The 23,414-nt window shown below is 65.0% G+C and carries 21 protein-coding genes; 17 read left to right on the top strand and 4 right to left on the bottom strand.

All coding sequences use genetic code 11. The annotated features are described in order from the left end of the window. Window positions 1–229 precede the first annotated feature (229 nt). The 3 genes from HZB53_02840 to HZB53_02830 all read left to right on the top strand — a co-directional run bounded on the left by HZB53_02840 (window position 230) and on the right by HZB53_02830 (window position 5,256). On the top strand, window positions 230–2,053 hold the full coding sequence (locus tag HZB53_02840) for a VanW family protein (protein ID MBI5876561.1): 1,824 nt from the start codon (window positions 230–232) through the stop codon (window positions 2,051–2,053). A 381-nt stretch (window positions 2,054–2,434) separates the two neighbouring features. Next, window positions 2,435–3,259 (top strand): maleylpyruvate isomerase family mycothiol-dependent enzyme, encoded by an 825-nt coding sequence (locus HZB53_02835; GenBank protein MBI5876560.1) that lies wholly within the window; start codon window positions 2,435–2,437, stop codon window positions 3,257–3,259. A 1,259-nt stretch (window positions 3,260–4,518) separates the two neighbouring features. After that, on the top strand, window positions 4,519–5,256 hold the full coding sequence (locus HZB53_02830; GenBank protein ID MBI5876559.1) for an alpha/beta fold hydrolase: 738 nt from the start codon (window positions 4,519–4,521) through the stop codon (window positions 5,254–5,256). Window positions 5,257–5,304: 48 nt separating this feature from the next. Here HZB53_02830 and HZB53_02825 read toward each other — a convergent pair whose 3' ends face one another. Next, window positions 5,305–5,505, bottom strand: a complete 201-nt coding sequence (locus HZB53_02825) for a hypothetical protein (GenBank protein ID MBI5876558.1) — start codon at window positions 5,503–5,505, stop codon at window positions 5,305–5,307. A gap of 337 nt (window positions 5,506–5,842) precedes the next feature. Here HZB53_02825 and HZB53_02820 point away from each other — a divergent pair, with 337 nt between their 5' ends. From HZB53_02820 to HZB53_02755, 14 genes are all read left to right on the top strand, one after another. Further along, on the top strand, window positions 5,843–6,547 hold the full coding sequence (locus tag HZB53_02820; protein MBI5876557.1) for a hypothetical protein: 705 nt from the start codon (window positions 5,843–5,845) through the stop codon (window positions 6,545–6,547). Window positions 6,548–6,648: 101 nt separating this feature from the next. Continuing rightward, entirely contained in the window at window positions 6,649–7,551 is a 903-nt protein-coding gene (locus tag HZB53_02815; GenBank protein ID MBI5876556.1) for an EamA family transporter, read from the top strand. Window positions 7,552–7,601: 50 nt separating this feature from the next. Further along, a complete protein-coding gene (gene dnaX / locus HZB53_02810; protein MBI5876555.1) occupies window positions 7,602–9,341 on the top strand; it encodes a DNA polymerase III subunit gamma/tau in 1,740 nt (579 codons plus the stop codon). A 15-nt stretch (window positions 9,342–9,356) separates the two neighbouring features. Then, window positions 9,357–9,740 (top strand): YbaB/EbfC family nucleoid-associated protein, encoded by a 384-nt coding sequence (locus tag HZB53_02805; GenBank protein ID MBI5876554.1) that lies wholly within the window; start codon window positions 9,357–9,359, stop codon window positions 9,738–9,740. Window positions 9,741–9,746: 6 nt separating this feature from the next. Continuing rightward, window positions 9,747–10,355, top strand: a complete 609-nt coding sequence (gene recR, locus HZB53_02800; protein MBI5876553.1) for a recombination protein RecR — start codon at window positions 9,747–9,749, stop codon at window positions 10,353–10,355. A gap of 40 nt (window positions 10,356–10,395) precedes the next feature. Further along, entirely contained in the window at window positions 10,396–12,717 is a 2,322-nt protein-coding gene (locus tag HZB53_02795) for a protein kinase (GenBank protein ID MBI5876552.1), read from the top strand. A gap of 333 nt (window positions 12,718–13,050) precedes the next feature. Continuing rightward, window positions 13,051–14,211 (top strand): phosphate/phosphite/phosphonate ABC transporter substrate-binding protein, encoded by a 1,161-nt coding sequence (locus HZB53_02790; protein MBI5876551.1) that lies wholly within the window; start codon window positions 13,051–13,053, stop codon window positions 14,209–14,211. Window positions 14,212–14,323: 112 nt separating this feature from the next. Then, window positions 14,324–15,082 carry a phosphonate ABC transporter ATP-binding protein gene (phnC, locus tag HZB53_02785; protein ID MBI5876550.1) on the top strand — a complete coding sequence of 253 codons (759 nt, stop codon included), beginning with the start codon at window positions 14,324–14,326 and terminating at the stop codon, window positions 15,080–15,082. A 3-nt stretch (window positions 15,083–15,085) separates the two neighbouring features. After that, window positions 15,086–17,047, top strand: coding sequence for a phosphonate ABC transporter, permease protein PhnE (gene phnE, locus HZB53_02780; protein MBI5876549.1), 1,962 nt, complete (start codon window positions 15,086–15,088; stop codon window positions 17,045–17,047). A 106-nt stretch (window positions 17,048–17,153) separates the two neighbouring features. Further along, window positions 17,154–17,459 carry a nucleotidyltransferase domain-containing protein gene (locus HZB53_02775; protein MBI5876548.1) on the top strand — a complete coding sequence of 102 codons (306 nt, stop codon included), beginning with the start codon at window positions 17,154–17,156 and terminating at the stop codon, window positions 17,457–17,459. A 109-nt stretch (window positions 17,460–17,568) separates the two neighbouring features. After that, the gene (locus tag HZB53_02770; protein MBI5876547.1) at window positions 17,569–17,901 is read left to right on the top strand and encodes a hypothetical protein; all 333 of its coding nucleotides are present in this window, start codon (window positions 17,569–17,571) and stop codon (window positions 17,899–17,901) included. After that, on the top strand, window positions 17,898–18,674 hold the full coding sequence (locus tag HZB53_02765) for a hypothetical protein (GenBank protein ID MBI5876546.1): 777 nt from the start codon (window positions 17,898–17,900) through the stop codon (window positions 18,672–18,674). The genes HZB53_02770 and HZB53_02765 overlap by 4 nt, the downstream gene beginning before the upstream one ends. Next, complete coding sequence (locus tag HZB53_02760; GenBank protein ID MBI5876545.1) at window positions 18,671–20,116, top strand: tetratricopeptide repeat protein; 1,446 nt, start codon at window positions 18,671–18,673, stop codon at window positions 20,114–20,116. The genes HZB53_02765 and HZB53_02760 overlap by 4 nt, the downstream gene beginning before the upstream one ends. Before the next feature lies 1 nt (window position 20,117). Continuing rightward, window positions 20,118–21,524, top strand: a complete 1,407-nt coding sequence (locus HZB53_02755; protein ID MBI5876544.1) for an MmgE/PrpD family protein — start codon at window positions 20,118–20,120, stop codon at window positions 21,522–21,524. 191 nt (window positions 21,525–21,715) lie between these two features. Here the strand turns inward: HZB53_02755 and HZB53_02750 are convergent, their stop codons facing one another. From HZB53_02750 to HZB53_02740, 3 genes are all read right to left on the bottom strand, one after another. Further along, window positions 21,716–22,699 (bottom strand): ABC transporter substrate-binding protein, encoded by a 984-nt coding sequence (locus HZB53_02750; GenBank protein ID MBI5876543.1) that lies wholly within the window; start codon window positions 22,697–22,699, stop codon window positions 21,716–21,718. Between the two features lie 69 nt (window positions 22,700–22,768). Continuing rightward, window positions 22,769–23,020, bottom strand: a complete 252-nt coding sequence (locus HZB53_02745) for an NrdH-redoxin (GenBank protein MBI5876542.1) — start codon at window positions 23,018–23,020, stop codon at window positions 22,769–22,771. Window positions 23,021–23,183: 163 nt separating this feature from the next. Next, the coding region (locus tag HZB53_02740; GenBank protein ID MBI5876541.1) for an ethylbenzene dehydrogenase at window positions 23,184–23,414 on the bottom strand (231 nt) is incomplete at its 5' end.

Below are 23,414 nucleotides of genomic sequence, written 5' to 3'. Positions count from 1 at the left end.
CCCAACGAAGTTGGGAGGGGGTCGGGGGGAGGGCAGCGCCACTTTTTCGGCGGGCCAGCTTGCGTGACAAGCGCCTGAGAGCCAGCGCATCGCAAGCGGCATTGGAAAGTACCCGTACAAAGCCAAATTGAGAATTGCTGATTTGCGGCGCACTTTTTTCTTTGGTATCCTAAAGTTCACTGAACCTGACAGCGCACAACCTCTGCCGGGTTTTTCTGTTTGAAGGGAGTTGCTTACGAAAACTCTGCGCTGGATCCGCTGGATCGTGCTGGCCGCACTGCTGCTCGTCGCCTTCGGCGTGTGGAGCGTGGCGGGTTATGAGGTCTCGCACGGCGACCGGGTCTTCGCGGGCGTCAGCGCGTTGGGCGTCAAGCTCGGCGGCCTGACGCGCACGGAAGCACTGGCTGCCCTGCAGCCGCGCCTGGCCCGGCCGCAGACCGTGTTCCTCTACGACGGCACGGCGCGCTACGCGCTGACGCCCGCCGAGATGGGCATTCGCCTGGACGCCGGCACGGTTGTGGATGCGGCGTTCGCCGTCGGCCGCGGCAGCGATTGGCAGGCCAATGCGCAGGACCAGCTTACCGCGCAGTTGTACGGCCGCGCCGTGAGCGGGTCGCTGCTGCTGGACGAGGGTGTCGCGCAGGTGGCGCTCAAGCGGCTGGCGCGCCAGATCGAGCGCGCGCCGCGCGATGCGTCGGTGGCGCTGGCCGGCACGCAGGTTGTGGCGACGCCCGCCGTCACCGGCCGCGCGCTGGACGTCGACGAGACGATCGCGCGTATCCGGCAGGCGCTGGAGCAGCCCGACGAGATGCGCTTCGAAGCCGACCTGCCCGTCCGCGACGTGGCGCCGGTGGTGCGCGACGCCGCGCCGGCCGCCGCGCAGATGCGCGCGATCCTGGCCGCGCCGCTGCGCCTGACCTACAGCGAGCAGGCCTGGAACGAAACGGGCAAGAGCGCCAACGGCCTGCTGCTGACGCCATTCCAGCAGGAGCGGGCCTGGACGCTCGACACTGCACTGCTGGCCGCCATGCTCTCCACCAAGCAGGTGCAGGGCGCGGACGGCAAAGCCTCGCTCGCCGTGGTGACGGACGATGCGCCGCTGAAGGCGTTCCTGACCGATGTGGCGCGGCAGATTGACCGCGCACCGCGCGATGCACGCTTCTTCTTCGAGGAGAAGACCGGCAAGTTGCTGCCGCTCGTCGCCAGCCAGGACGGCGCAACGCTCGACGTCGCCGCCAGCCTGCAGGCGATCAAAGCGCAGTGGGCGACCGATAACCGCGCGGTATCGCTCGTCGCGAAATCTGTGCGGCCGGCCATCGCGCTGGCCGACGCCGACAAGTTCAATATTCACGAGCTGGTCGTCTCCGGCACCACGTCGTTCAAAGGCTCCAGCGCGGAGCGCATGCAGAACATCGGCGTCGCAACCAGCCGCTTCCAGGGCATCGTCGTCGCGCCGGGCCAGGAGTTCTCGTTCAACGAGTACCTTGGCGACGTGGTGGACGCGCTCGGTTACGAGCCGGCGTACATCATCGTCGGCGACCGCACCGATGTCGGCATTGGCGGCGGCGTCTGCCAGGTGTCAACCACCGCCTTCCGCGCCGCGTTCTTCGGCGGCTACAAGATCACGCAGCGCTGGGCGCACGGCTACGTGGTGCACTACTACGAGCCGCCGATCGGCCTCGACGCGACCGTCTTCGCGCCGAGCGTCGACTTCCGCTTCGTCAACGACACGCCCAACTACCTGCTGATCCAGCCTGTCCTCGACACGCGCGAAGCCACGCTGACGTTCAAGTTCTTCGGCACGGCCAACCACCGCACGGTCGAGATGGACGGGCCGAACGTCACGAAGGTCACGCCGCACGGACCCGACATCTACGACAAGGATCCGACCCTGCCGGTCGGCGTGACCAAGCAAATCGACTTCGCCGTCGACGGCAAGACGGTGGTCGTCAAGCGCACGGTGAAGGAAGGCGATAAGGTGCTCTACAAGGACACCTTCAATAGCAACTATCGCCCCTGGCAGGCGCGTTTCCTGGTCGGCACGAAGAAGTAAGGCCTGAGCGCGGCGGTGCACCGGAACGTGTGACCATTGCGTGTCGCCCGCCCCGCCGGTGTCTACGGATACACCGATGCGCCAGGGACGCACACTCGCGCATGGAAATGGGCGTGTCGTTGTAGGGACGGGTCTTTGACCCGTCCAGTTGGCCAGGTCAAAGACCTGGCCCTACGCCTGGAGTTGCCTATTTCCATGGGAGCCGGAATCCAGGCAATGCGCCCACGGCCTGCATGCTTGTCACATGCGGATATGGATGCCGGCTAACTACATGCCGGCATAACCGACTGGAACGCTCTGACAGTTTGCCGCTATGCCCGGTGTCTACGCCCGCAAAAAGCACTGCAAGCCGCGATCATCTAAACTCAAGCGAGGGCTCCAATGACCACCAGCGAACCACAACGCTCTGCACGCGAAGCATCGAGCATACCCTACATACGAGCCGACGAAGCCTTTGCCCTGATGCAGACCGAGTTGGAGCGCTTGCTGGAATTGCTGGAAACATTGCACCCGGACGACTGGACCCGGCCCACCGCCTGCACGTTGTGGAATGTGCGCGATATGATCGCTCATCAGGCCGGCGGATACGCGAGCGGAACCGGCTACCGGGAAATGATTCGCCAGTACAGCGCCCGCCCGGTGAAAGGGCAACTGCCCGAAGATGCGGTCAACGCGCTCCAGTTGCGCGAACGGGACGGCAAAATCCCGGCTGATCTGATCGCCGAGCTGCGCCGCACGGGGCCGATCGCTATCCAGAAATGGGCGTACCAGTTCCGCATCGCCAAACCGATCGCGATACCCCACCCGGTGTGCGGCATTCTGCAACTGCGCCACCTGATGTGGGTCATTCACAGTCGCGACACGTGGATGCACCGGCTGGACATCTGCCGCGCAGCGAACCGTGTGTTTTACCAGACGCGCGATCACGATGGGCGGATTGTGGCGCTCGTGGTGCGCGATGTTGATGCCATGCTCCGAAAACATCTTGGCGGGCGCGCCGCTGTCCTGGATTTGTCCGGCATAGCGGGCGGCTCGTGGAAAGTCGGCGCCGGCGACGTGGCGGCGACGATACAGATGGATGCGCTCGACTTCTGTATCCTCGTTTCGGGGCGCTTCGCATACGCCGAAGGGCGCGCCAAAGCTTCTATAAGCGGCAATACGGCGCTGGCGGAACTGATTCTAAAGAAGGCGCTGGTGCTGTTCTGATCAGGCAGCGCACAAACACGCAGGCCGAACGGTTGCGCACCCCTGACATTGACGACGGCAGCCCTGTCCTGCGGCGTTCGGCTCCTCGGCGCCAGGAAATAGTCATGGGCGCGGCTCGTCGCCGGACGGGCGTACCATTTCTGCTGACAAAGATGCACCCCCTGTAACAACAGCGGCCCGTCCCGCACAAAACGAAATGCGCCCCTGCGTGATTGACACGCAAGGGCGCGGGTGATAGGCTCCTCCTGCTGATGCGCCTAACATGCATTGGCCGCCGCCGCGAGTGCTGCTAACACGTCGCGGCTTCACTATTCCGTTAACGCGCTTCGGGCGGTTCGCTCGCGCCGACATGCAGCGCCACGATCAAGCGCCCGTCCACGTCCAAGGAGCATGAGATGTTCGCAGCCCTATTGCGACTTCACCAACTTGCCCTTCTCAACGCGGCTCTGACCATGGACCTGTTCGCCTATTTTCCTGGACATCTAATTACTGCCGGATTTGGAGTTAACACTTGAGATGCTTCGTAGATCATACCAGGGACTAACCGGCCTCCTGCTCCTACCCCGATCACATTGAAGGCCTCGGAATAACCCACTTTGCAAATGTAGAGAGTGATGCTGCCAAAACCATTGAATAAACTAACATCGGTTGCCTGCAACACGGTGCGAATGGGGGTCACGCCAACAACCACCCGCCCGGTTCCTATAGTAACGACATTGTTTATCGATTTGAGTCCCACTTCGACCATTGCTCCAGATGGTTTCGTATCAACAACAAGAATCGCGGGAGCAGGAGTCGGAGTAATCGGCCGTGTTGTTGGAGCCGGAGTAGGTGGCCTGCGGGTTGGAGTGGGAGGCTCCCAAGGAGGTCCACAGCTTATCAACAGTAGCGCTGAAAGCAGGATCATCGCGACGCGTTTGTTATACATTTCGCCCATATTGCCCCCTATCCAGTTCACTAGGCACGATAAGTTGACGCGCTACCCGCCGCCTGTCCCGTATTGCGCTCGGCTCGGCGTGCAACCGAATGGTACTCGGACGCAACAGGATTGTGGGATTGATTCGATTCTAGGCCGAGCGTCCACGCCGCGATAGAGACGCTTGTCACGCAATTCCCGTGACGGATGCCCCATGCCTCTCATGCGCCGTCACATTGCAGCGCTTGCACTCTGCCGCTCGTTTGGCGCGCGGCACAGTTCATCTATTGCCCCGATCACTGCGAATGCGCCAGTGGTATAATGCCCGACAGTGAGAATTGTCATGGGCGTGGCTTGCCGCTGGATGCCCCTGTGGCTGTTGGTTATGTGCCTGCTATCGGCGTGCGCCGCCACGGCGCGCGTTCCACCGCAGACCCCGTATCCGCCGCGTGCCGTGCGCGAAATCGTTCTGCGCGCGCCCGACGGCACGCGGCTCGTCTCCACGCTGTACGCACCGGCGCGCATACCGGCGCCCGCCGTGCTCCTGCTGCACGTAGCCGATGGCTCGCGTCACGACTGGGAGCCGTTCGCCGCGCGACTGCGCGAGGCCGGCGTTGCCGCGTTGGCGCTCGACCTGCGCGGGCACGGCGCCAGCGGCGGCCAGCGCGATTGGGAGCGCATGACCGGCGACGCGGCGACCGCCTACGCCTTCCTGCGCCGCGAGCCGTCTATCGACCCGGCCCGGATCGTGCTGGCGGGCGGCAGCCTGGGCGCCAATATCGCGCTGGCGCTCGGCGCGGCTGAACCGTCGGCCCATGCGGTGGCGATGGTCTCGCCCGGTCTGAACCTCTACAATTATTTGGCATACAAGGACGTGCAGGGCTACGGCGCGCGGCCGCTGTTCATGATCTGCTCGGAAGGCGATGCCTTTGCGGTTGAGACGCAGCGCCAGCTTGCGGCATTGGCCACCGGCCCGGCGCGCGCACTGGTGCGGCCGGGCGCCGCGCACGGCACCGCGTTGCTCGCGGACCATGATGCGGCGGAAGCGTTGATGACGTGGATTGGGGAGATGGTGCGGTAGGAGTCCGAGACCCGAACGGTTTGGCAAACCCTTCGGGTCTTTTGCACATCAGTACACAAACTCGCGGATGTCGTCGTACGACACGCGCGGGGCGTCGGCCGGATTGCGGCAGACGAACGACTGGCGTAGGCGAAACATCTGCTGCTCGATCGCCGGCTGCGGCAGCGGCGCCAGACCAGCCGTGCGCGCCCGCACGGAGTAGGTCGAGTCGGGGTAGTCCGCCAATTTGGAGCGCCAGAGTGGGTGCACGAATAACCCGATACAGCTAACGGTTGGCAAGGCGAGGGCAAGATTTCTCAGCTGCTGCGCAGCATCGAAATGACAACACCGCGCGCACTGTCATTTCGAAGGCACGTAGTGCCTGAGAAATCTTGCCGGCCGCGCAGATCGCGTATCGATTTATTCCAGCAAACGCTCTAGATCAGGTCGTGGCGGTCGAGCGGCATCGCGTTGCGATCGAGACGCTCGGGCAGGTGGTCCAATAATAATGCAAACGCATTGGGGGCCGCCAGCGCAAAGCCTTGTCCGCACACCCCACTTTCAATCTCGACTTGAAACCCGCGGTCATTTTTGCTACCATGTAGCCATGGACAGCCGTATTCGCCTGCTCACGTTGGCCGCTATTTTCCCGATGCTGGTTCTGATCGCGTGGATGGCGCTCTGGCTGTACGATTCGTTCAATCCGCCGGTGGTGGCGCCGCCGTCGGTCACGGCCACACTGCGCAGCGCCACCGTGCTGCCGACCTATACGCCAACGCCGACCGGCACGCCGGTCGTGGTCGTGTTTCCGACCGTGCCGCAGCCATCGCCGACGCCAACGAAGCCGCCCGCCGCCACGCCCACGCCCACCAGCACCGCCACACCGCAACCGTCGGCGACCAGCACGCGCATTCCGGTGCGCCCGCCGACCGCCACGCCCACGCCGACGAACACTCCCGAAGGCGGCCAGTATCCATTCAAAGTGGAAGCCGGGCCGGCGCTCGTCAGCGACCGCTCGTGCGTTTCGCAGAACATCGTCTTCGGCTGGATCAAGGCGCGCGACGGCAGCGGCCTGCCGAACATGCGCCTGCGGCTGTTCCCGAAGTATGGCAATGCCCCCGAATTGCCGGCGATTACGCGCGGCGGCGCGGAGGCCGGCTATTACGAATTGACGCTGGGCGCCTCCGCCAACGAGTGGGACATCTACATCGCGGACGAGGCCGACAACCAGATCAGCCCGCCCGTACGCTTCACGCTGCTGCAGGTCGAGAGCGGCCAATGCTGGTGGCAACTCAACTGGATCCAACGCTGAGCAACCCGTGAACCTGGCGCGACAGCGATGCGCGGCGCAGCTACCGGCTGCGCCGCGCTGCGTTGCGTTGTATTCCCGCTGCCACCCCGATAGGAACGCTGATGAACTCCGCTGCACCCGCCAAACCGGTGATCCGGTTCTCGTCGGTTGACCTGTGGGTCATTTTTCTGGTGACGGTCTGGGGCGTGAACTACGTCCTGCTCAAGCGCGCCACCGGCGAGATGGGCGCGCTCGGCTTCAACGGGCTGCGCTTCACGCTCGGCACGCTGATCATGATCGCCGTCTGGTGGGTGATGGAGCCGCGCTCGCGCATCCGGCGCCAGGACCTGCTCAAGCTAGTCGCGCTCGGCGTCGTCGGCAACACCGGCTATCAGTTGTTCTTCATCTTCGCCATCCGCTACTCGACCGCGAGCAACGTCGCGCTGATGGTAGCAACCGGCCCGATCTGGATCGCCCTGCTGTCGTGGGCGTTGCGACTGGACCGGCTGACGCCGCGCGCGTGGCTCGGCATCGTGCTGTCGTTCGCCGGGTTGTTCACCATCATCAGCGCGGATGGCAATATTGATTTCGGCGGCGACAAGCTGACCGGCGACCTGCTGGCCGTCGGCGGCGCCATCGCCTGGGCGATCTACACCGTGCTGTCGCGCCCGCTGCTCGCGCGCTATTCGTCCATCACGTACACGACGTGGACAATGGCCGCCGGCGCGCCGGTAGTGCTGCTGGCGGGCGTGCCGGAACTGACGCAGACGAACTTCGCCGCCATCTCCTGGGCGACGTGGGGCACGCTCGTCTTTTCGGCCACGCTGGCGATCTCGCTCGGCTACGTGATCTGGAACGCCGGCGTGCACCGCATCGGCCAGGCGCGCACGGCGACCTACGGCAACCTGGCGCCGATCATCGCGCTGGCCGTCAGCGCGCTGATGCTGGCCGAGCCGGTGCCGCTGTTGAAGCTCATCGGCGCCGCGGTGGTGCTGGCCGGCGTCACGCTCACGCGCCGGGGTTGAGTCTTGCCGCGCATGCTCATCGATGCTAAACTAATCCACCGAGCCAAGCTATGCCACCCGTCAGCCTATACCGCAAATGGCGTCCGCGCACGTTCCAGGACGTCGTCGCACAGGATCACATCACGACGACCCTGCAAAATGCGATTCGCCTTGGCCGCATCGCGCACGCCTACCTGTTCACCGGGCCGCGCGGCACGGGCAAGACGACCACGGCGCGCATCTTCGCCAAGGCGATCAACTGCACGCACCCCGACGAGGCGGCGCGGCCGTGCAACGCCTGCGAAATCTGCGTGAGCGTCAATGAGGGGCGCGACATCGACCTGATCGAGATCGATGCGGCGTCCAACAACGGCGTGGACAACGTGCGCGAGCTGCGCGAGCGGGTCGGTTTCCTGCCGAGCCAGAGCCGCTACAAGATCTATATCATTGACGAAGTGCACATGCTCTCCAATGCGGCATTCAATGCGCTGTTGAAGACATTGGAGGAGCCGCCGGCGCACGCCATCTTCGTCCTCGCCACGACCGAGGTGGACAAGCTGCCCGCCACGGTCCTCTCGCGCTGCCAGCGCTTCGACTTTCGCCTCTTCCCATTCAAGCAATTGCGCGACCAGTTGGCGCACATCGCTGAAGCGGAGGGCGCGCAGATCGAGCCGGGCGCGCTCGACCTGTTCGCGCGGCAGGCGGGCGGCTGCATGCGCGACGGCATCTCCCTGCTCGACCAGATGATCGCCTACGGCGACGGGCACGTGACGCTGCAGCAGGCGCAGGCCATCCTCGGCTCGGTCGCGGTGCAGGCGGTCGGGCGGCTCATGCAGGCGATCATCACACGCGACGTGCCGGCCGGGCTCATGCTTATCAACGACACGGTGGGCAGCGGCGCCGACCCGCGCCAGTTCGTGCGCGAGATCCTGGAATACCAGCGCGGCCTGCTGTTGCTGCGCGGCGGCATCGACGGCGCGCTGCTCAACCTGCCGACCGAGCAACTGGCCGAGATGAAGGCGCAGGCGCAGACGCTGCCGACGGCCGAACTGCTGGCGGTGATCAGACAGTTCACGCTGGCCGTCAACGCGCTGCGCAACGCGCCGCAGCCGCAGTTGCCGCTCGAAGTAGCGTTCGTCGAATCGGCGCTGCGTGATGGCAGCCCCGAACGGGCGCCCGCGCAGGCGGTCGAAAGTGCGCCGCCACCCGCGCCCGTTGAAACGCGCCGGTCGTCTGTCGCGCCGCCGGCCGCCGCGCCGCGCCCGGCGACTGCGCCGCGCGTGGCCGAAGCAACGCGCCCGGTGGAAAGCGCCCCGGCGAAGCCGCCCGCGCGCCCGGCCGACAGCGCACCAACCCCGCCGCGCTCCGTTTCAACGCCGGAGCCGGCCGCCGCCGCGCCCGACCCCGTGGCCGCAGCGGGCGCATTGAGCGCGGCGAGCGTGCAGGAACAATGGAACGCCACGCTGGCGGTGATCAAAGCCAAGAGCAAGAACCTCGAAGCGATCGTCAAGGCCGGCCACGTGCAGTCGGTCGAGGGCGAGACGATTGTGCTGGGCTTCCCGTACGATTTTCACAAGCAAAAGGCCGAAGAACTGAAGAACAGGCAGATGATTGAAGAGGCGTTCAGCGAGACGCTCAAGCAGCCGCTGCGCGTGCGCTGCGAAATCGGCAAGGCCGTCGAGCGCAAAACGGTTCCGCTGCGCCCCAAAGACACCAGGCAGAAAGCGATGGAAGACCCGTTGGTCAAAGAGGTCGTCCAACGCTATAATGCGCGCATCGCCGAGGTCGACGATTCGGCCGGCGAGCAGTAACCAGGAGTTTACAGCATGGTACGCAAGATTCGTGGCCCCGCGCCCGCGCGCGGCGGCGGCAGTGGCGGCGGGTTTGGCGGCGCGGGCGGCGGCAACCCCAATGCGATGCTCGGCCAGTTGCAGGCGATGCAGCAGCAGATGCTGGAAGTGCAGGAGGCGCTGGGCAATGAGATCGTCGAAGCCAGCGCGGGCGGCGGCGCCGTAGCGGTCGTGATGACCGGGCATCAGGCGCTCAAGTCGATCGCCATCAACCCCGAGGTCGTGAACGCCGAGGACGTCGAACTGCTGCAAGACATGATCATCGCGGCCGTCAACGAAGCGGTCGAGAAGTCGCGCAAGCTGGCCGAAGAGCGCATGGGCCCGCTGAGCGGCGGCCTGGGCGGACTGGGACTGGGGTAGCGCCGCATGCACGCCGTGAGCAGCGTTCCCGCATCCGTCACGCGGCTGATCGACGAGCTGAACCGGCTGCCCGGCATCGGTCCGAAGACCGCTTCGCGGCTGACGTACTACCTGCTGCGCCAGCCCGACGAGCAGGTGCAGGCACTGGCGCAGGCGCTCGCCGAACTCAAGGCGCACACCACGGTCTGCCAGACCTGCTTCAACATCGCCGAGCGCTCGCCGTGCGTGATCTGCTCCGACGAGGCGCGCGACCGTAGCCTGATCTGCGTCGTCGAGGAGCCGCTGGACGTGCTGGCGATCGAGCGCACGCGGGAGTTCAAGGGGCTGTATCACGTCCTGAACGGCGCGATCAACCCGATCGAAGGCATCCTGCCCGAGGATCTGAAGATCGCCGAGTTGGTGCAGCGGGTGCGGCCGGGCGGCGTGCGCGAGGTGATCCTCGCCACCAACCCGAACCTGGAGGGGGAGTCTACGGCCGCATTCATTCAGCGACAGATTGTCGGCAAGGTCGGGCGCATCACGCGCATCGCGCGCGGCTTGCCGATCGGCGGCGACCTCGAATACGCCGACGAAGTCACGCTCATGCGGGCCATCGAGGGGCGCCGCGACATGTAGCACAAGGGAGACACGACGGGAAGACCGTGGGAACAAACGTATGGCTGATCTAAGTGGAAAGCGACTAGGCCAGTATCTCATCCTGGAACAAGTCGGCAAGGGCGGCATGGCCACGGTGTACAAGGCCGAGCAGACCTCGCTGGACCGCATCGTCGCCGTCAAAGTGCTGCCGGTCTACTTCCAGCACGACGAGACGTTTCGCGACCGGTTTGTCCAGGAAGCGCGCGCCGTCGCGCGCATGAATCACCCGCACATCCTGCCGGTGTACGACTTCGGCGAGACCGAAGAGGCCACCTACATCGTCATGGAGTACGTCGCGGGCGGCACGCTGCAGAGCAAGATGGGCGTGCCGCTGCCGCTCGACTTTTGCGTGAAGATCATCGAGCAGCTCGGCAGCGCGCTCGACTATGCGCACTCGCGCGGCATCGTCCATCGCGACATCAAGCCGAGCAACGTGATGATGCGCGACGAGGACACGACGCTGTTGGCCGACTTCGGCCTGGCGAAGATGACCGAGTCGGCCAACCAGTTGACGCGCTCCGGCGTCGGCGTCGGCACGCCGGAATACATGTCGCCCGAGCAGGGCCAGGGCGCCAAAGTGGACTGGCGCACCGACCTCTACTCGCTCGGCGTCGTGCTGTACGAGATGCTCACCGGGCATATCCCGTACGAGGCCGAGACGCCGCTGGCGGTCGTCATCAAGCACATCAGCGAGCCGCTGCCGCATGCGCGTTCGCTGAACCCGAGCCTGCCCCCGGCGATCGACGATGTGATCCTCAAAGCGCTGGCGAAAAGCCCCGAAGAGCGCTTCCAGAAAGGCTCGGAGATGGCGCAGGCGCTGCGGCGCGTGGCCGAAGGCGGATCGGCGGCCGTGTTCACGGTTCCAAGCCAGCAGGCGATCGATTCGGGCATGCGCGCCACGCCGCCGACCGGCATGGCCGAACCGTTTGCCGGCGCGCCGACGGTGACCAACATTGCGGCGCCGACGGTCGAGATGCAGCCGCTGTCGGCGCAGCCGACGATGGCGTCGTTCGCGCCACCCGCGGCCGGCGCGCCGCCGGCCGGCGGGACAATCGCGCCCGCGGCAGCCGGCGCCGGGCGCAAGCCGCCCATAGCACTCATCGCCGGCGCGGCTGTGCTGATATTGCTGGCCGCGATCGGCGGGTTCATTGTGGCCAATGGCGGCGCCAAACCGGCGCCCACGCCGACGAGCGTGCCGGTGGTCATTGCGCCGACCGATACGCCGACCAGCGCGCCATCCGCCACACCGACGACCGCGCCGTCGGCGACGAACAGTGCAACGCCGACGAGCGCGCCCACGGCCACCGGCACGCCGACGGCGACAAGCGTACCGCCATCGGCCACCGCGGTGCCCGCGACGAACACGCCGGTGCCGCCGACCAACACGCCGCGCCCGCCCACCAATACGCCGCTACCGCCGACCGACACGCCCGTGCCCGGACCGAAGCTTGACGGTCAGATCGCGCTGCCGGTCTGCCCTGAAAACGGGCCGTGTACCGATCGTAACCAGAATGTGCTGCGCGTTGTGCTGTCCACCGGCGCAAAATCGGTTCTCATGCGCGGCGCCACCGACCCGTCGTTTGCGCCGGACGGCAAGCGCATCCTTTTCAAGTCCGTTGCCGGGTCGGATGCCGGTCGCGGCGAAGGGCTTTATTACTTCGATCTAACAAACGGCCGCGAGGCGCGTGTCGACAGCGCGACTGACGATTTCTACCCGACATTCACAAGCGGCGGGCGCGTCGTGTTCCAGTCGCGGCGTATTTCGGGCCAGAACAGCCTGTTCATCCTGACCAAATTAGACGGCGACGGCGGCGTTGCGCCGTGCGGCTCGACCGATGCGCCGGTATCCGTTGGCTGCGAACCGCTGCGCCGGCTGCAGGATGCGCGCTTCCCGGCGGTGCGCGGCGACGGTCTGATCGCCTACTTTGGCTGCCCGACCGGCTGCGGCATCTGGATCACCGATGAAGATGGTTACCCGCCCAACCGTCCGCCAGCCGGGCGCCAGATCACTCGCGGCGGCAGCGACAACGCCCCCGCGTGGTCGCCCGACGGCCAGCGACTGGCGTACCATTCGCGCGAAACCAGCCCGACGGCGCAGATCTTCACGGTCGGCGCAGGCGGCGGCCCGGTCAAGCAGATGACCACCGAAGGCTGCCAGCATGTGGCACCCACTTGGTCGCTCGACGGACAGTGGATCGCCTATGTTTCGGACTGCGGCGGCGGATGGGCAGTCTGGGCGGTCAACGCCTCGACGCCCGGCCAGGTGCAGAAGCTGTTCGATCTGCCGACGGCGATCTTCGATCCGCTCAACCGGCGCATGACCTGGGCGCCGATGCCGTAGGGGTACACCCAGGAATTGTGGGGATCAGGTAGGGGCGCACCGGCGTGTGCGCCCGCCTGTCATTGAGGGCCGACACGCACCCCCCAAAGGGGGCGACAAGTCGGGTCGGCCCCTACCACCCGCGCACTGATGCCGTAACGCTTTGCGCGCCGTGTAAACTGCGGTAATATGAGCGTGCTGCCGAACCCTGGCAGCGCGCTCTTCTTTTTTGCGGGGAAGGAGGTGGTGTGGCGCAACCGTGAAACGTTCCCCCGGCCAATCCATTAACCTGCTATCCTGTCCCAAACCTTGACGGCATCGACCGTCCGTTGCTCTCTAAGGAGGAGAAACGCCATGTCCAAGCGCAGTATTGTTTTGATGTTCGCCACCGTACTGGCGATCATGCTCGTGGCCTGCGGTACGCCGGCCACACCGACCGCCGTGCCGCCCACCGCGGTCCCGCCGACCGCCATCCCGGCCCAGCCGACGGCGACCAAGGTAGCCGCCGCCGCGCCGACCACGGCCCCGACGGCCGCCGCCCAGCCGACCACCGCACCGGCCGCGACGACCGCGCCCGCCCCGACGGCGACCCCGCCGCCGCCCGCGTGCGCCAAGTTGGCCGATGCGCTGACCCCGGCCGCCGGCACGCTCGGCGCCGCCGACAAGCCGATCGTCATCACGTTCGTGCCTTCGGGCGACATCGCCACGATCACCAAGTCCGGCACGGCGATGGCCGACTGCCTGACGAAGGTGACGGGCGCCGCCTATAAGATCGAAACCGGCACGTCGTACGCCGCGTCGATCGAGGCGATGGGCGCCGGCAAGGCGCAGGCGTCGTTCCTGGCGACCTTCGCCGCGCTGCTCGCGCGCAACAAGTACGGCGTCGAGCCCGCGCTGGTCGCGACCCGCGCGTACGCCACCGTGGACCTCGACCCCGACAAGGGTCTGAAGGGCACGCAGACGCCGTTCTACAAGGGCCAGTTCATCACCAAGAAAGGCTCGCCGATCAAGACGATCGCGGACCTGAAAGGCAAGACCTTCTGCTTCACCGACCCGACCTCGACCTCCGGCACGATCATCCCGACCATCGTGCTGAAGGCGAACGGTATTGATCCGGAGAAGGACCTGAAGGCCTCGCAGTTCGCCGGCTCGCACCCGAACGTCGTCGCCGCCGTGTACAAGGGCGACTGCGACGCGGGCGCGACGTTCATCGACGCCCGCACCGACGCCTCGATCGTCAAGGCATACCCGGACGTGATGGACAAGGTCGACATCTTCTTCGTTACCGACCAGATCCCGAACGATGGCATGCAGTTGGCCAAGGGCCTCGATCAGAAGTTGAAGGACATTACCGTCAAGGGTATGCTGTCGATCATGGCCGACCCGGGCGGCAAGGCGATGGTCAAGAGCATCTACGCGTACGATGCGCTCGTGGCCGTTAAGGCCGACTACTACGACCCGTTCGGCGCACTGCTGAAGAAGGCGGGCGTGGACCCGGCCAGCTACGTCAAGTAGGCGCTATCCAGACCTCGCGGGTCTTTAAGACCCGCGAGGTCTCATGTGGCTGATACCGGGCAGAGGGGGAGCATCCATCCCCCCTCTGCCCATTTCATATCCGGGGCTCCGCATGCTCAAAATCGAACACCTCACGAAAGTTTATCCCAACGGCACCGTCGCGCTCAACGATGTGTCGTTTGAAGTGCAGGACGGCGAGTTTCTGGCCGTCATCGGGCTGAGCGGCTCCGGCAAATCGACCCTGCTGCGCTGCATCAACCGGCTGATCGAGCCGACCTCCGGGCGGATCACCTGGGACGGCGTGGACGTCACCGCCGCGCCGTCTGCCGAGATGCGCCGCATCCGCCGGCAGATCGGCATGATCTTCCAGCAGTTCAACCTCGTCAAGCGCTCGTCGGTGATGACCAATGTGCTGTCGGGGCGCCTCGGCTACGTCAATCCGGCGCAGAGCCTGCTGAACTATTTCTCCGGCGACGACAAGGCGCGTGCGCTGAAGAACCTCGAGCGGCTCGGGCTGTCCGACAAAGCGTACGTCCGCGCCGATTCGCTCTCCGGCGGCCAGCAGCAGCGCGTCGGCATCGCCCGCGCGCTGATGCAGGAGCCCAAGCTGATCCTCGCCGACGAGCCGGTCGCCTCGCTCGACCCGGTGCTGTCGCACTCAATTCTCAAGTATCTCGAGCAGCTCAACAAGGAGGACGGCATCACGGTGCTGTGCAGCCTGCACTTCCTCGACCTGGTGCACCGCTACGCCACGCGCGCGATCGCGCTCAAGGACGGCCTGCTCGTGTTCGAGGGCCTGCCGCCGGCGATCGACGACGCGCAGTTCAAAGCGATCTACGGCAAAGACGCCGAGCGCGTCTCGATTGTGTGACCTATGCCTTCGCCGCTCATCGCCGCCATACTGTCGCTGGTCGTGCCGGGCCTCGGCCAGTTTGCGCTCGGCAAACGTCCGCGCGGCATCGCCGTTCTCGCGCTGACGCTCGTCTCGGTCTATCTGATCTTCTGGGCGCTCGTCACGTACAAGATTGCGCTGGTGCTGTTTGCCGGCTACGACACGTCGTGGCTCTGGCTGCTGCTGGCGCTGTTCTGGGCGTGGAACGTCTTCGACGCCATTCAACTTGCGCGCGGCAAGCCGTCCCTGACCTGGCTCGGCTTCCTGGTGCCGGCACTCATTATCTATGTCATCGGCTGGCAGGTGACCGACGCCAACCTCGACCGGCTGGTGACACGCTTCGATGATGCGCGCCGCATCTTCACGGCCATCCTGCAACCCGACGTGATCGAGCGCGACGCCGTCACGGGCGCGATACGGCCCAGCGAGAACTTCGGCGATATCGTCGGGCGCATCAAGGACGCGCCGGCGCCCGGCTGGCTGGTGGCGCTCGGGCTGGCACAGCCCGGCCAACTGACGCCGACGCTGGTGGCGGGCAAGCTGATCGAGACCATCGCGCTCGGCCTGATGTCCACGCTCTTTTCCGTCGTGCTGGCCGTGCCGCTGTCGTTCTTCGCCGCGCACAATGTCATGTCGCGCGTGCCGGGCGGCAATGCCGTGTACTACGCCATGCGCACGCTGCTGAACGTCGTGCGCGCGGTGGACACGTTCATCTGGGGCATTCTGGTCATCGTGTGGGTGGGGCTGGGCACCTTTGCCGGGCTGATTGCGCTGACGATCCATTCGGTCGCAGCGCTCGGCAAGTTGTACTCGGAGGAGATCGAGCACATTGACCCCGGCCCGATCGAGGCGGTCACCGCAACCGGCGCCAACCTGTTCCAGGTGATCCGCTTTGCCGTCATACCGCAAGTGATCCCGTCGTTCCTGGCGTACAGCCTGCTGCGCTGGGACATCAACATGCGCTCGGCGACCGTCGTCGGGTTCGTGGCCGGCGGCGGCATTGGCTTCTTCGTGGTCGAGACGATCCGCAAGGGCGGCTATGAGCAGTACGCGGCCGCGCTCTGGACGGTGGCGGCGGTCATCATCGCGGTGGACACCGTCAGCGCGCGCTGGCGCCAGCGCATCATGGAAGGCGACAGCAAGCCACAGACGGGCGCTGCCGCGCCGCTCTTCCGCTCGCCGCGCCGGATGCTGTACACGGCCATCCTCGCCGCGGCCTTCGTGTACTGCTGGTTCGTCGTCGAAATCGACCTGCGCAAGCTGCTCGATCCAGGCCCGACGTTCGGCCGGCTGATCGGCGATTTCCTCGCGATCGATCTGACGCCGTCACTGCTCGACACGGTCTGGCGGCAAATGCTCGGCACGCTGTTCCAGGCGCTGATCGCGACGACGCTGGGCGGCGCGGCGGCAATCCCGTTCGCGTTCCTCGGCGCGCGCAACCTGACCGGCCGCAGCGCGCTGTCGGTCTGGGTCTACTTCATCGTGCGCGGCCTGTTCAACGTGCTGCGCTCGATTGAGGCGCTGCTGTACGTCGCCATCTTCGTGTTCTGGGTCGGCATCGGCGCGTTTGCCGGCGCGCTGGCGCTGGCGGTCACCACCTTCGCGCTGATCGGCAAGCTGTTCTCCGAAGCGATCGAGAACATCGATTCCGGCCCGATGGAGGCGATCGCCGCCACCGGCGCGACGCGCCTGCAGACCATCGTCTACGCGATCCTGCCGCAGATCGTGCCGCCGTTCGTCTCGTACACGATCTACCAGTGGGACATCAACGTGCGCATCTCGACGATCATCGGCTTTGCGGGCGGCGGCGGCATCGGCCTGCTGCTGAACGCGTACTTCGGCCAGTTGCAGTATCACAAGGCCGGCACGGTCGTGGCGCTGATCGTGCTCGTCGTAACGCTCATGGACTTCGCGAGCGCGAAGATCCGCGAGAAGATGGTGTAACGGTTGTGCGTGTCGCAGACCCGAAGGGTTTTCAGGTGGTTGCCCGGTGCGAGTGGCATTCTGGCGAAACCCTTCGGGTCTTGGCCGGCAGCGGTATAATACGGGCATGAACGCACGCATCCATGTTGACGAGCGCAGCCTGGCCGCCTATTGCCGCGCACACCACATCCGGCGGCTGTCGTTGTTCGGGTCGGTGCTGCGCGCCGATTTCCGAGCCGACAGCGACGTTGATGTGCTGGTCGAGTTCGAACCGGAGCATGTGCCGGGCTTGTTCGGCATCGCGCGCATGGAGCGTGAACTGGCGGAGCTGTTCGGCGGGCGTAAGGTCGACTTGCGCACCGCCGAAGATCTGAGCCGCTATTTTCGCGCGAGCGTCCTGGCCGAGGCCGAAGGTCTATATGCGCAAGGATGACGAAAAGCGTCTGTCCGCAGTGAGGGCGGTAGAGATTGAGGCAGGGAAACTGATATAATAGCCCAACAGGATCGCTCCCTCTATATTTCGGAGCGCAAAGGAGAAGATCATGGCTGATCTCACTACTACCATTGTCGTCATTGTGGCCATCGCCTTGGCGGGGCTGATCTTTCTGTTGTGGCGCAATCGCTTCCGCATCAATAAGATTGTACTCGGCGCGGCGCCGTCTGTGGAATTGGAGCGGGAAACGGACAAACCGGCTGCCTCAACGCCAGCACCATCAGTGCGAATCCGCAACGTCGATATGCGTGGCGCGAATGAGATGGACGTTTCCCGCGACGGTGTGGATATCTCCGACGTGAATATGGATGGCGCGAACAAACTAAACGTGGATGAGACCGGAACTGACACTTCACAGTCACAAGGCCCGCAGCGGCCGTGAAGTATCCACGCGTCAATCGAGATGCCGAGCGAGGGACCTTCCTTCGCATGGTCCGGGGCGACACGAATGAGCGGATATTGCTCATTGAAGCGCCCAGCAATTCCGGAAAGTCGCGCTTGATTGACTTGTTTGAAGAAGGCTGTCCGGATGGTACGCGGTTTGCCCGAATCGATTTCAAGGGAGGCGGCGTTGGTCTGCCGGAGTTGCTGGATCGATTATGCCTGCAACTGGCGCGCGCGCGATTCCCCCAATTGGCCGCACGAGTTGGGCAGTTGCTCGGCATGCCTGCTATCCAGATCGACCACAATACGCTACTGGGCAACAACAACATTTCGGCCGCCATCACGGTCAATGGAGGCGACGAGGATGCGCGCGATGCGCGGCGGGTCGCCCTGACGGCGGCACTGTTCGATGATCTGTCCCGCTTTGGCCAACGCGTGGCAATCGTGTTCGACACGTTCAACGACTGCGACCCGTCGCTGGCGCGCTGGATCGGTGGTGCATTCCTAACCCGTGTGCGCTACTATCCTACTGTGGTAGCGGTCATTGCGGGTCAACGCGTACCGGAGAAAACCGGCGAATGGCACGCGCTGTGCGACGAAATCCAATTGCAGCCGATTGCCCCCGAACACTGGCAGGAGTATGCTGTCGCCATCGGATTGGTGACCACGCTGGACTTGATCCGGGGTATCTGCTTGACATGCCGGCATTCAGCGGGCGATGTCGCGAATTGGCTCCATTACCTACGGGATCAGCAGAGCCAACTGCGATGAACGCCGGCGACCTTTTCCAGCGCATGCAGTCGGCAGCCAGCGATGACGAGCGCCATTGGCTCGTGACGCAGAGCCTGCTGTCCACTTTGCCCGTGGAAGTGGCGGCAACCGTCTACGCCGCCGCAATTCCGCATTGGTTCACATCCGACGTACTGGCCGCGTTACAGCCTGATCTGCGGGCCCACATAGGCGACTTCTATACTGCTATCCAAGCGCTGCCATTCGTCGAACCGTTCCAGGGTCGCGGGCACAATATCCATGAACTGACGCGGCGAGTGATCTTGCAGCATCTCTGGCAGAACGATCGTGACGCATTTGTCAGACTGTCGCAGCACGCCACAGATTACTTTTCATCGATTGCCAACGACGAGCGGTACATCGCTATCGAACGTGTATACCACCTCGTCGTGGTCGATACCGAGCGTGGGACGGACGAGGTGTGGGGTATTGGAGCCGACTGGTACAATCGGTTCGATTATGCCGCCGTCGATGGGTTGGCGCGCGCCGTGCGTGAACATGCCGACGCTGGCCGCGTCAAGGGTCGGGTACGGGGATGGAGCGCTTACTTCGGAGGGCTTATAGCGGAGCGCGGATACAACTACTCCAGGGCAAGTGCTTTGTACGCAGAAGTCATTGCGGAACATTACAAAGATCAGGCGCTCGAGGCGAACTGCATCCAGAGCCTGGGCGACGTGCATGTTGGATTGAGCGAACTGCCGGAGGCGCGGGCGCGCTATGCGGAGGCGCTGCCGATCTACCGGGCGATCGGGGACCGGCTGGGCGAGGCGAACTGCATCCAGAGCCTGGGCGAATTGGCCACGTCCGAGAAACATTACGACACGGCCTTCGCGTTATTGGAGGATGCGGCGCAACGCTACCGGATGTTGGGCTTGGTGGCCGATGAGGCCAACGCGATCAACAGCATCGCAAATTCCTACGATGCGATGAAAGCATTTGACAAGGCCATCGACGCGTACACGCGCGCTATAGCGCTTTTTCCAAAACAAGCCATGTGGTTCCGTAATCGCGCACATCAGTATCTCAAACTAAGAGATGCGGGTAAAGCCGAGCGCGATATTGAAATAGCTGCAGGACTGCAACCAAACCACCCCTATCTGTTTTTGCGCTATGGAGACTTGTCAATTGCGCGTGGCATGTACGATGCCGCCATCGGCTATTTTGAGCAGGCGCTGCTTCAGATCCCGCGCCTGAACGGAGCTTGGTTTGGCATCGGGGAAGCGCATCTACGGGCTGGCCGTCCCGCCGAGGCACTGCATGCCTATCGTCAAGGTCTGACGCTCACCGATAGCCTTGCCGAACTCGAAGAACCACTCGATACTTTGCGCGACTTGAAGGCCGAACACCCCGGCCTTGCCGGCATCAACGATGCATTGCGCTTGCTTGACGAGTGGACGGATAATTCCGCTCCGACCCAACCTTGACGTGTCTTCCCCCACTCTCACCGAGCACCTCGCCCGCTTCATCGCGCAGGCCGACCGCGCGAGCATGCCGCTGGCGGTCGCGCAATACTACGTGCTGGACTGGCTTGGTTCGGCGCTGGCCGGCACGCAGACAGCGCAGGGCCGCATCCTGCTCGACTACACGGCGAGCCAGCCGCGCATCGACGGCGGCTGCGCTGTCGCCGGCCTGCCCGGCCGCTATGGCGCGGAAAGCGCCGCGCTCGTCAACGGCGGCCTCTCGCATATCGTCGAAATGGACGACCTCGACCGCACCTCGGTCACGCACCCCGGCACGGTCGTCATCCCGGCGGCGCTGGCCGTCGCTCAACGCGAGCGCAAGAGCGGCGCGGAGTTTTTGCGCGCGGTCGTGATCGGTTACGAGATCATGGTGCGGGTCGGCGCGGCGGTCGGCAAAACGCACTACGTCTATTTCCACAACACGGCGACGTGCGGCACCTTCGGCGCAGCGGCGGCGGCCGCGTACCTGCTAGGGTTGAACGAAGAGCAGACGGTCTGGGCGCTCGGCAACGCGGGGACGATGAGCGCGGGGCTGTGGGAGTTCAACGCCGACGGCGCGATGAGCAAGCACCTGCACGCCGGGCGCGCCGCGCAGTCGGGCGTGCTGGCGGCCGACCTGGCGCGGCGCGGCTTCACCGGCCCGCGCGCCATCCTCGAAGGCGAGCGCGGCTTCTTCGCGGCCACCTCGCGCGACGCCACGCCTACTGCGGTGATCGCAGGGCTCGACCCGGAAGCGCCCGCCTGGCGCATCGGCGGCGTCAGCATCAAGCCGCACGCCTCGTGCCGCCACACCCACCCGGCGATTGACGCCGCGCTGGCGATCCGCGCGCAGATGGCCGACCACGTCGCGGCGGCCGATGTCGCGCGCATCGAGGTCGAGACGTACCAGGCCGCGCTCGACCTGTGCAACAACGCCGCGCCGCGCACGCCGTACCAGGCCAAGTTCTCGCTGCACTACTGCATCGCGTCGGCGCTGGCGCGCGGACACGCCGGGCTGGGCGACTTTCGGCCGGAACGCATCGCCGATCCGGCGCTGGCGCATCTGCTGGCCGCCACCCGCGTGCAACTCAACCCGGCGTTCGAGGCGCTCTACCCGCAGCAGTGGCCGTCCAACGTGACGGTGGCGTTCGCCGGCGGGCGTGTCATCTCGCAGACGATCAACACGCCGAAGGGCGACCCGGAAAACGCGCTGTCGCAGGGCGAGCTCGAGATCAAGTTCGCGCAGATGCTGGACGGCACGCCGTTCGACCCCGCGCCGTGGATGGCGTTCGTGCGCGGCTTGCCAACGGCGACTGCGCTGCAACTCCCCGCAGAAAAAGCAATCCGCGAATCACGCGAATCACCGCGAATCAAAACCTCATCCACGAAGTAACACGAAGGACACGAAGGAAAAACCTCTCATTCGTGCATCTTCATGTCCCTTCGTGGATTATGTTTCTATTCGTGAAGATTCGCGTTATTTGCGGATGAGCAGTTGTAGGGGCAACCCTCGCGGTTGCCCCGCTTCGGGCACGCGCAAGGCGTGCCCCTACTGACATCTATCTCCTTTCGTGCATCTTCGTGTTACTTCGTGGATTGTATTTGTTGCGCAGCGATGTCGGCGTAGGTATTGTCAAAAAGGCTGGCAGGCTCAATCGCTTCGGCTGGCTTGATCAGCCCCAGCAGCCGCACCGCGCTGACGACCATCTCGATGCCGCCGCCGTCGCTGCGAGCGTCGGGCGCGAACGCCGGACGGAGCGCGCGGTACGCGGCTACCCACTGCTGCTTGTCACGCCCGGTCGCCGCATCGGGCAGCACGGCGGCCACCTCGTCCGGTGTGCGCGCGCGCATATATGCCTGCGCGCGAGCGAGCGCATTCACCATCTTCTGCGCCGTGGCCGGGTACGCAGCCAACGCGCCCGCGTCCGCGAGCAGCGCCGTGTACGGGTAGCCGCCGCCCAGCCAGCGCTCTGTTTCCTCCGGCGTGCGTAGATCGGCCAGCACGGTTGCCTTGCCGTCCGCCAGTAGTTGCGAGACATACGGCTCGTATCCGAATCCCGCGTCAATGCTATGCGACTCGAAGGCGGCGGCCAGCGTGCTGGCGCCGACCGGCACAATCGTGTAGTCCGACGTAGCCAGCCCGGCCTTCTGCAGCAGCGCCGTCGCGATAATGTGCGTGTGCGCGCCGATCGCGCTGACGCCGATACGACGCCCCTTCAGGGCGGCCGGTGATGCGATGGAAGCCTTCAGGTCGGCGCGCACGAGCAGCGCGACGGCGGGCGTGCGCGTGAGCGCGGCGATGACGCGCCACTGGCGGTTGCGCACCGCGTAGTCCACCGACTGTCCCGCAAATAGCGAACCGGCCGGCACGTCGCCGCCCGGCGCGTAGCGCAGATCCACCGCGAGCCCCTCGGCGTCGAAGTATTTCAGCGCGGCGGCGAGGCTGACCGGCAGGTAGAGCGGCGAGGTGGCCGTATCGGCCAGCGTGACGACCAGGCGCGCCGGCAGCGCCGGCGTTGGCGGCGCGGGGCTGGCCGTTGGAGCGCAGGCGGCGAGCAGCAGCACCATGCCGGCACAAAAAAACTTCCGAAGTCCGGGCAGACTTCGGAAGCCGGATATCGCGATCATGCCGCCACACTACGCGAGTTGCAGCGCCTTCAGCTTGGCAACCAACTGCGCACTGCTCGGTTCCACCAGGGTGCTGGCGTCTGCGAAGACGAGCACCGGCACCGACAACATGCCCCGGTTCGTCTTCTGCACAAACGCCTCGCCATCCGGGTTCTCCTCAATATTGATCCACTCGAAAGCCACTTTGTATTGCTGTAAAACGCGCTTGGCGCGCGAGCAGTCGCCGCACCATGTAGTGCCGTAGATGACGATCGGATTCATGTCGTGCTCGGTCTCTCCTTGACAAACCAGGCCGCTATTATAGCATGAGGCGCAAGGGAGTACGCGCCAGACGCTCGGCGACATACAAGACGCGCGGCAAAAAGGCAGGAGCAGACCATTTTGCTTGGTCTGCTCCCGCCGTCTGTTACTCGCGCAGATCAGGTTACTTGCTGAACTGAAGCGTCAATGCGCCATTGTTGAATGCGTGACGCACCTGCGCGTTGTCAAACATCGCCAGACCGAACGAATACGTGCCATCCAGCTTGTCGAACTGCACGTCTGTCTTGCTGCCCGTCACCAACTTGCGGCTGAACACGACGGTGTACTTGCCGTCCTTCCACGTGCTCGCCGCGCTGATCTCGCCGCGGTCGCCCGCGAACGGCGCCACCATGAT

Source organism: Chloroflexota bacterium, assembly GCA_016235055.1.
In the GTDB taxonomy this organism is placed as follows: Bacteria; Chloroflexota; Anaerolineae; order JACRMK01; family JACRMK01; genus JACRMK01.
This window is presented reverse-complemented; position numbering and strand designations above follow the sequence as displayed.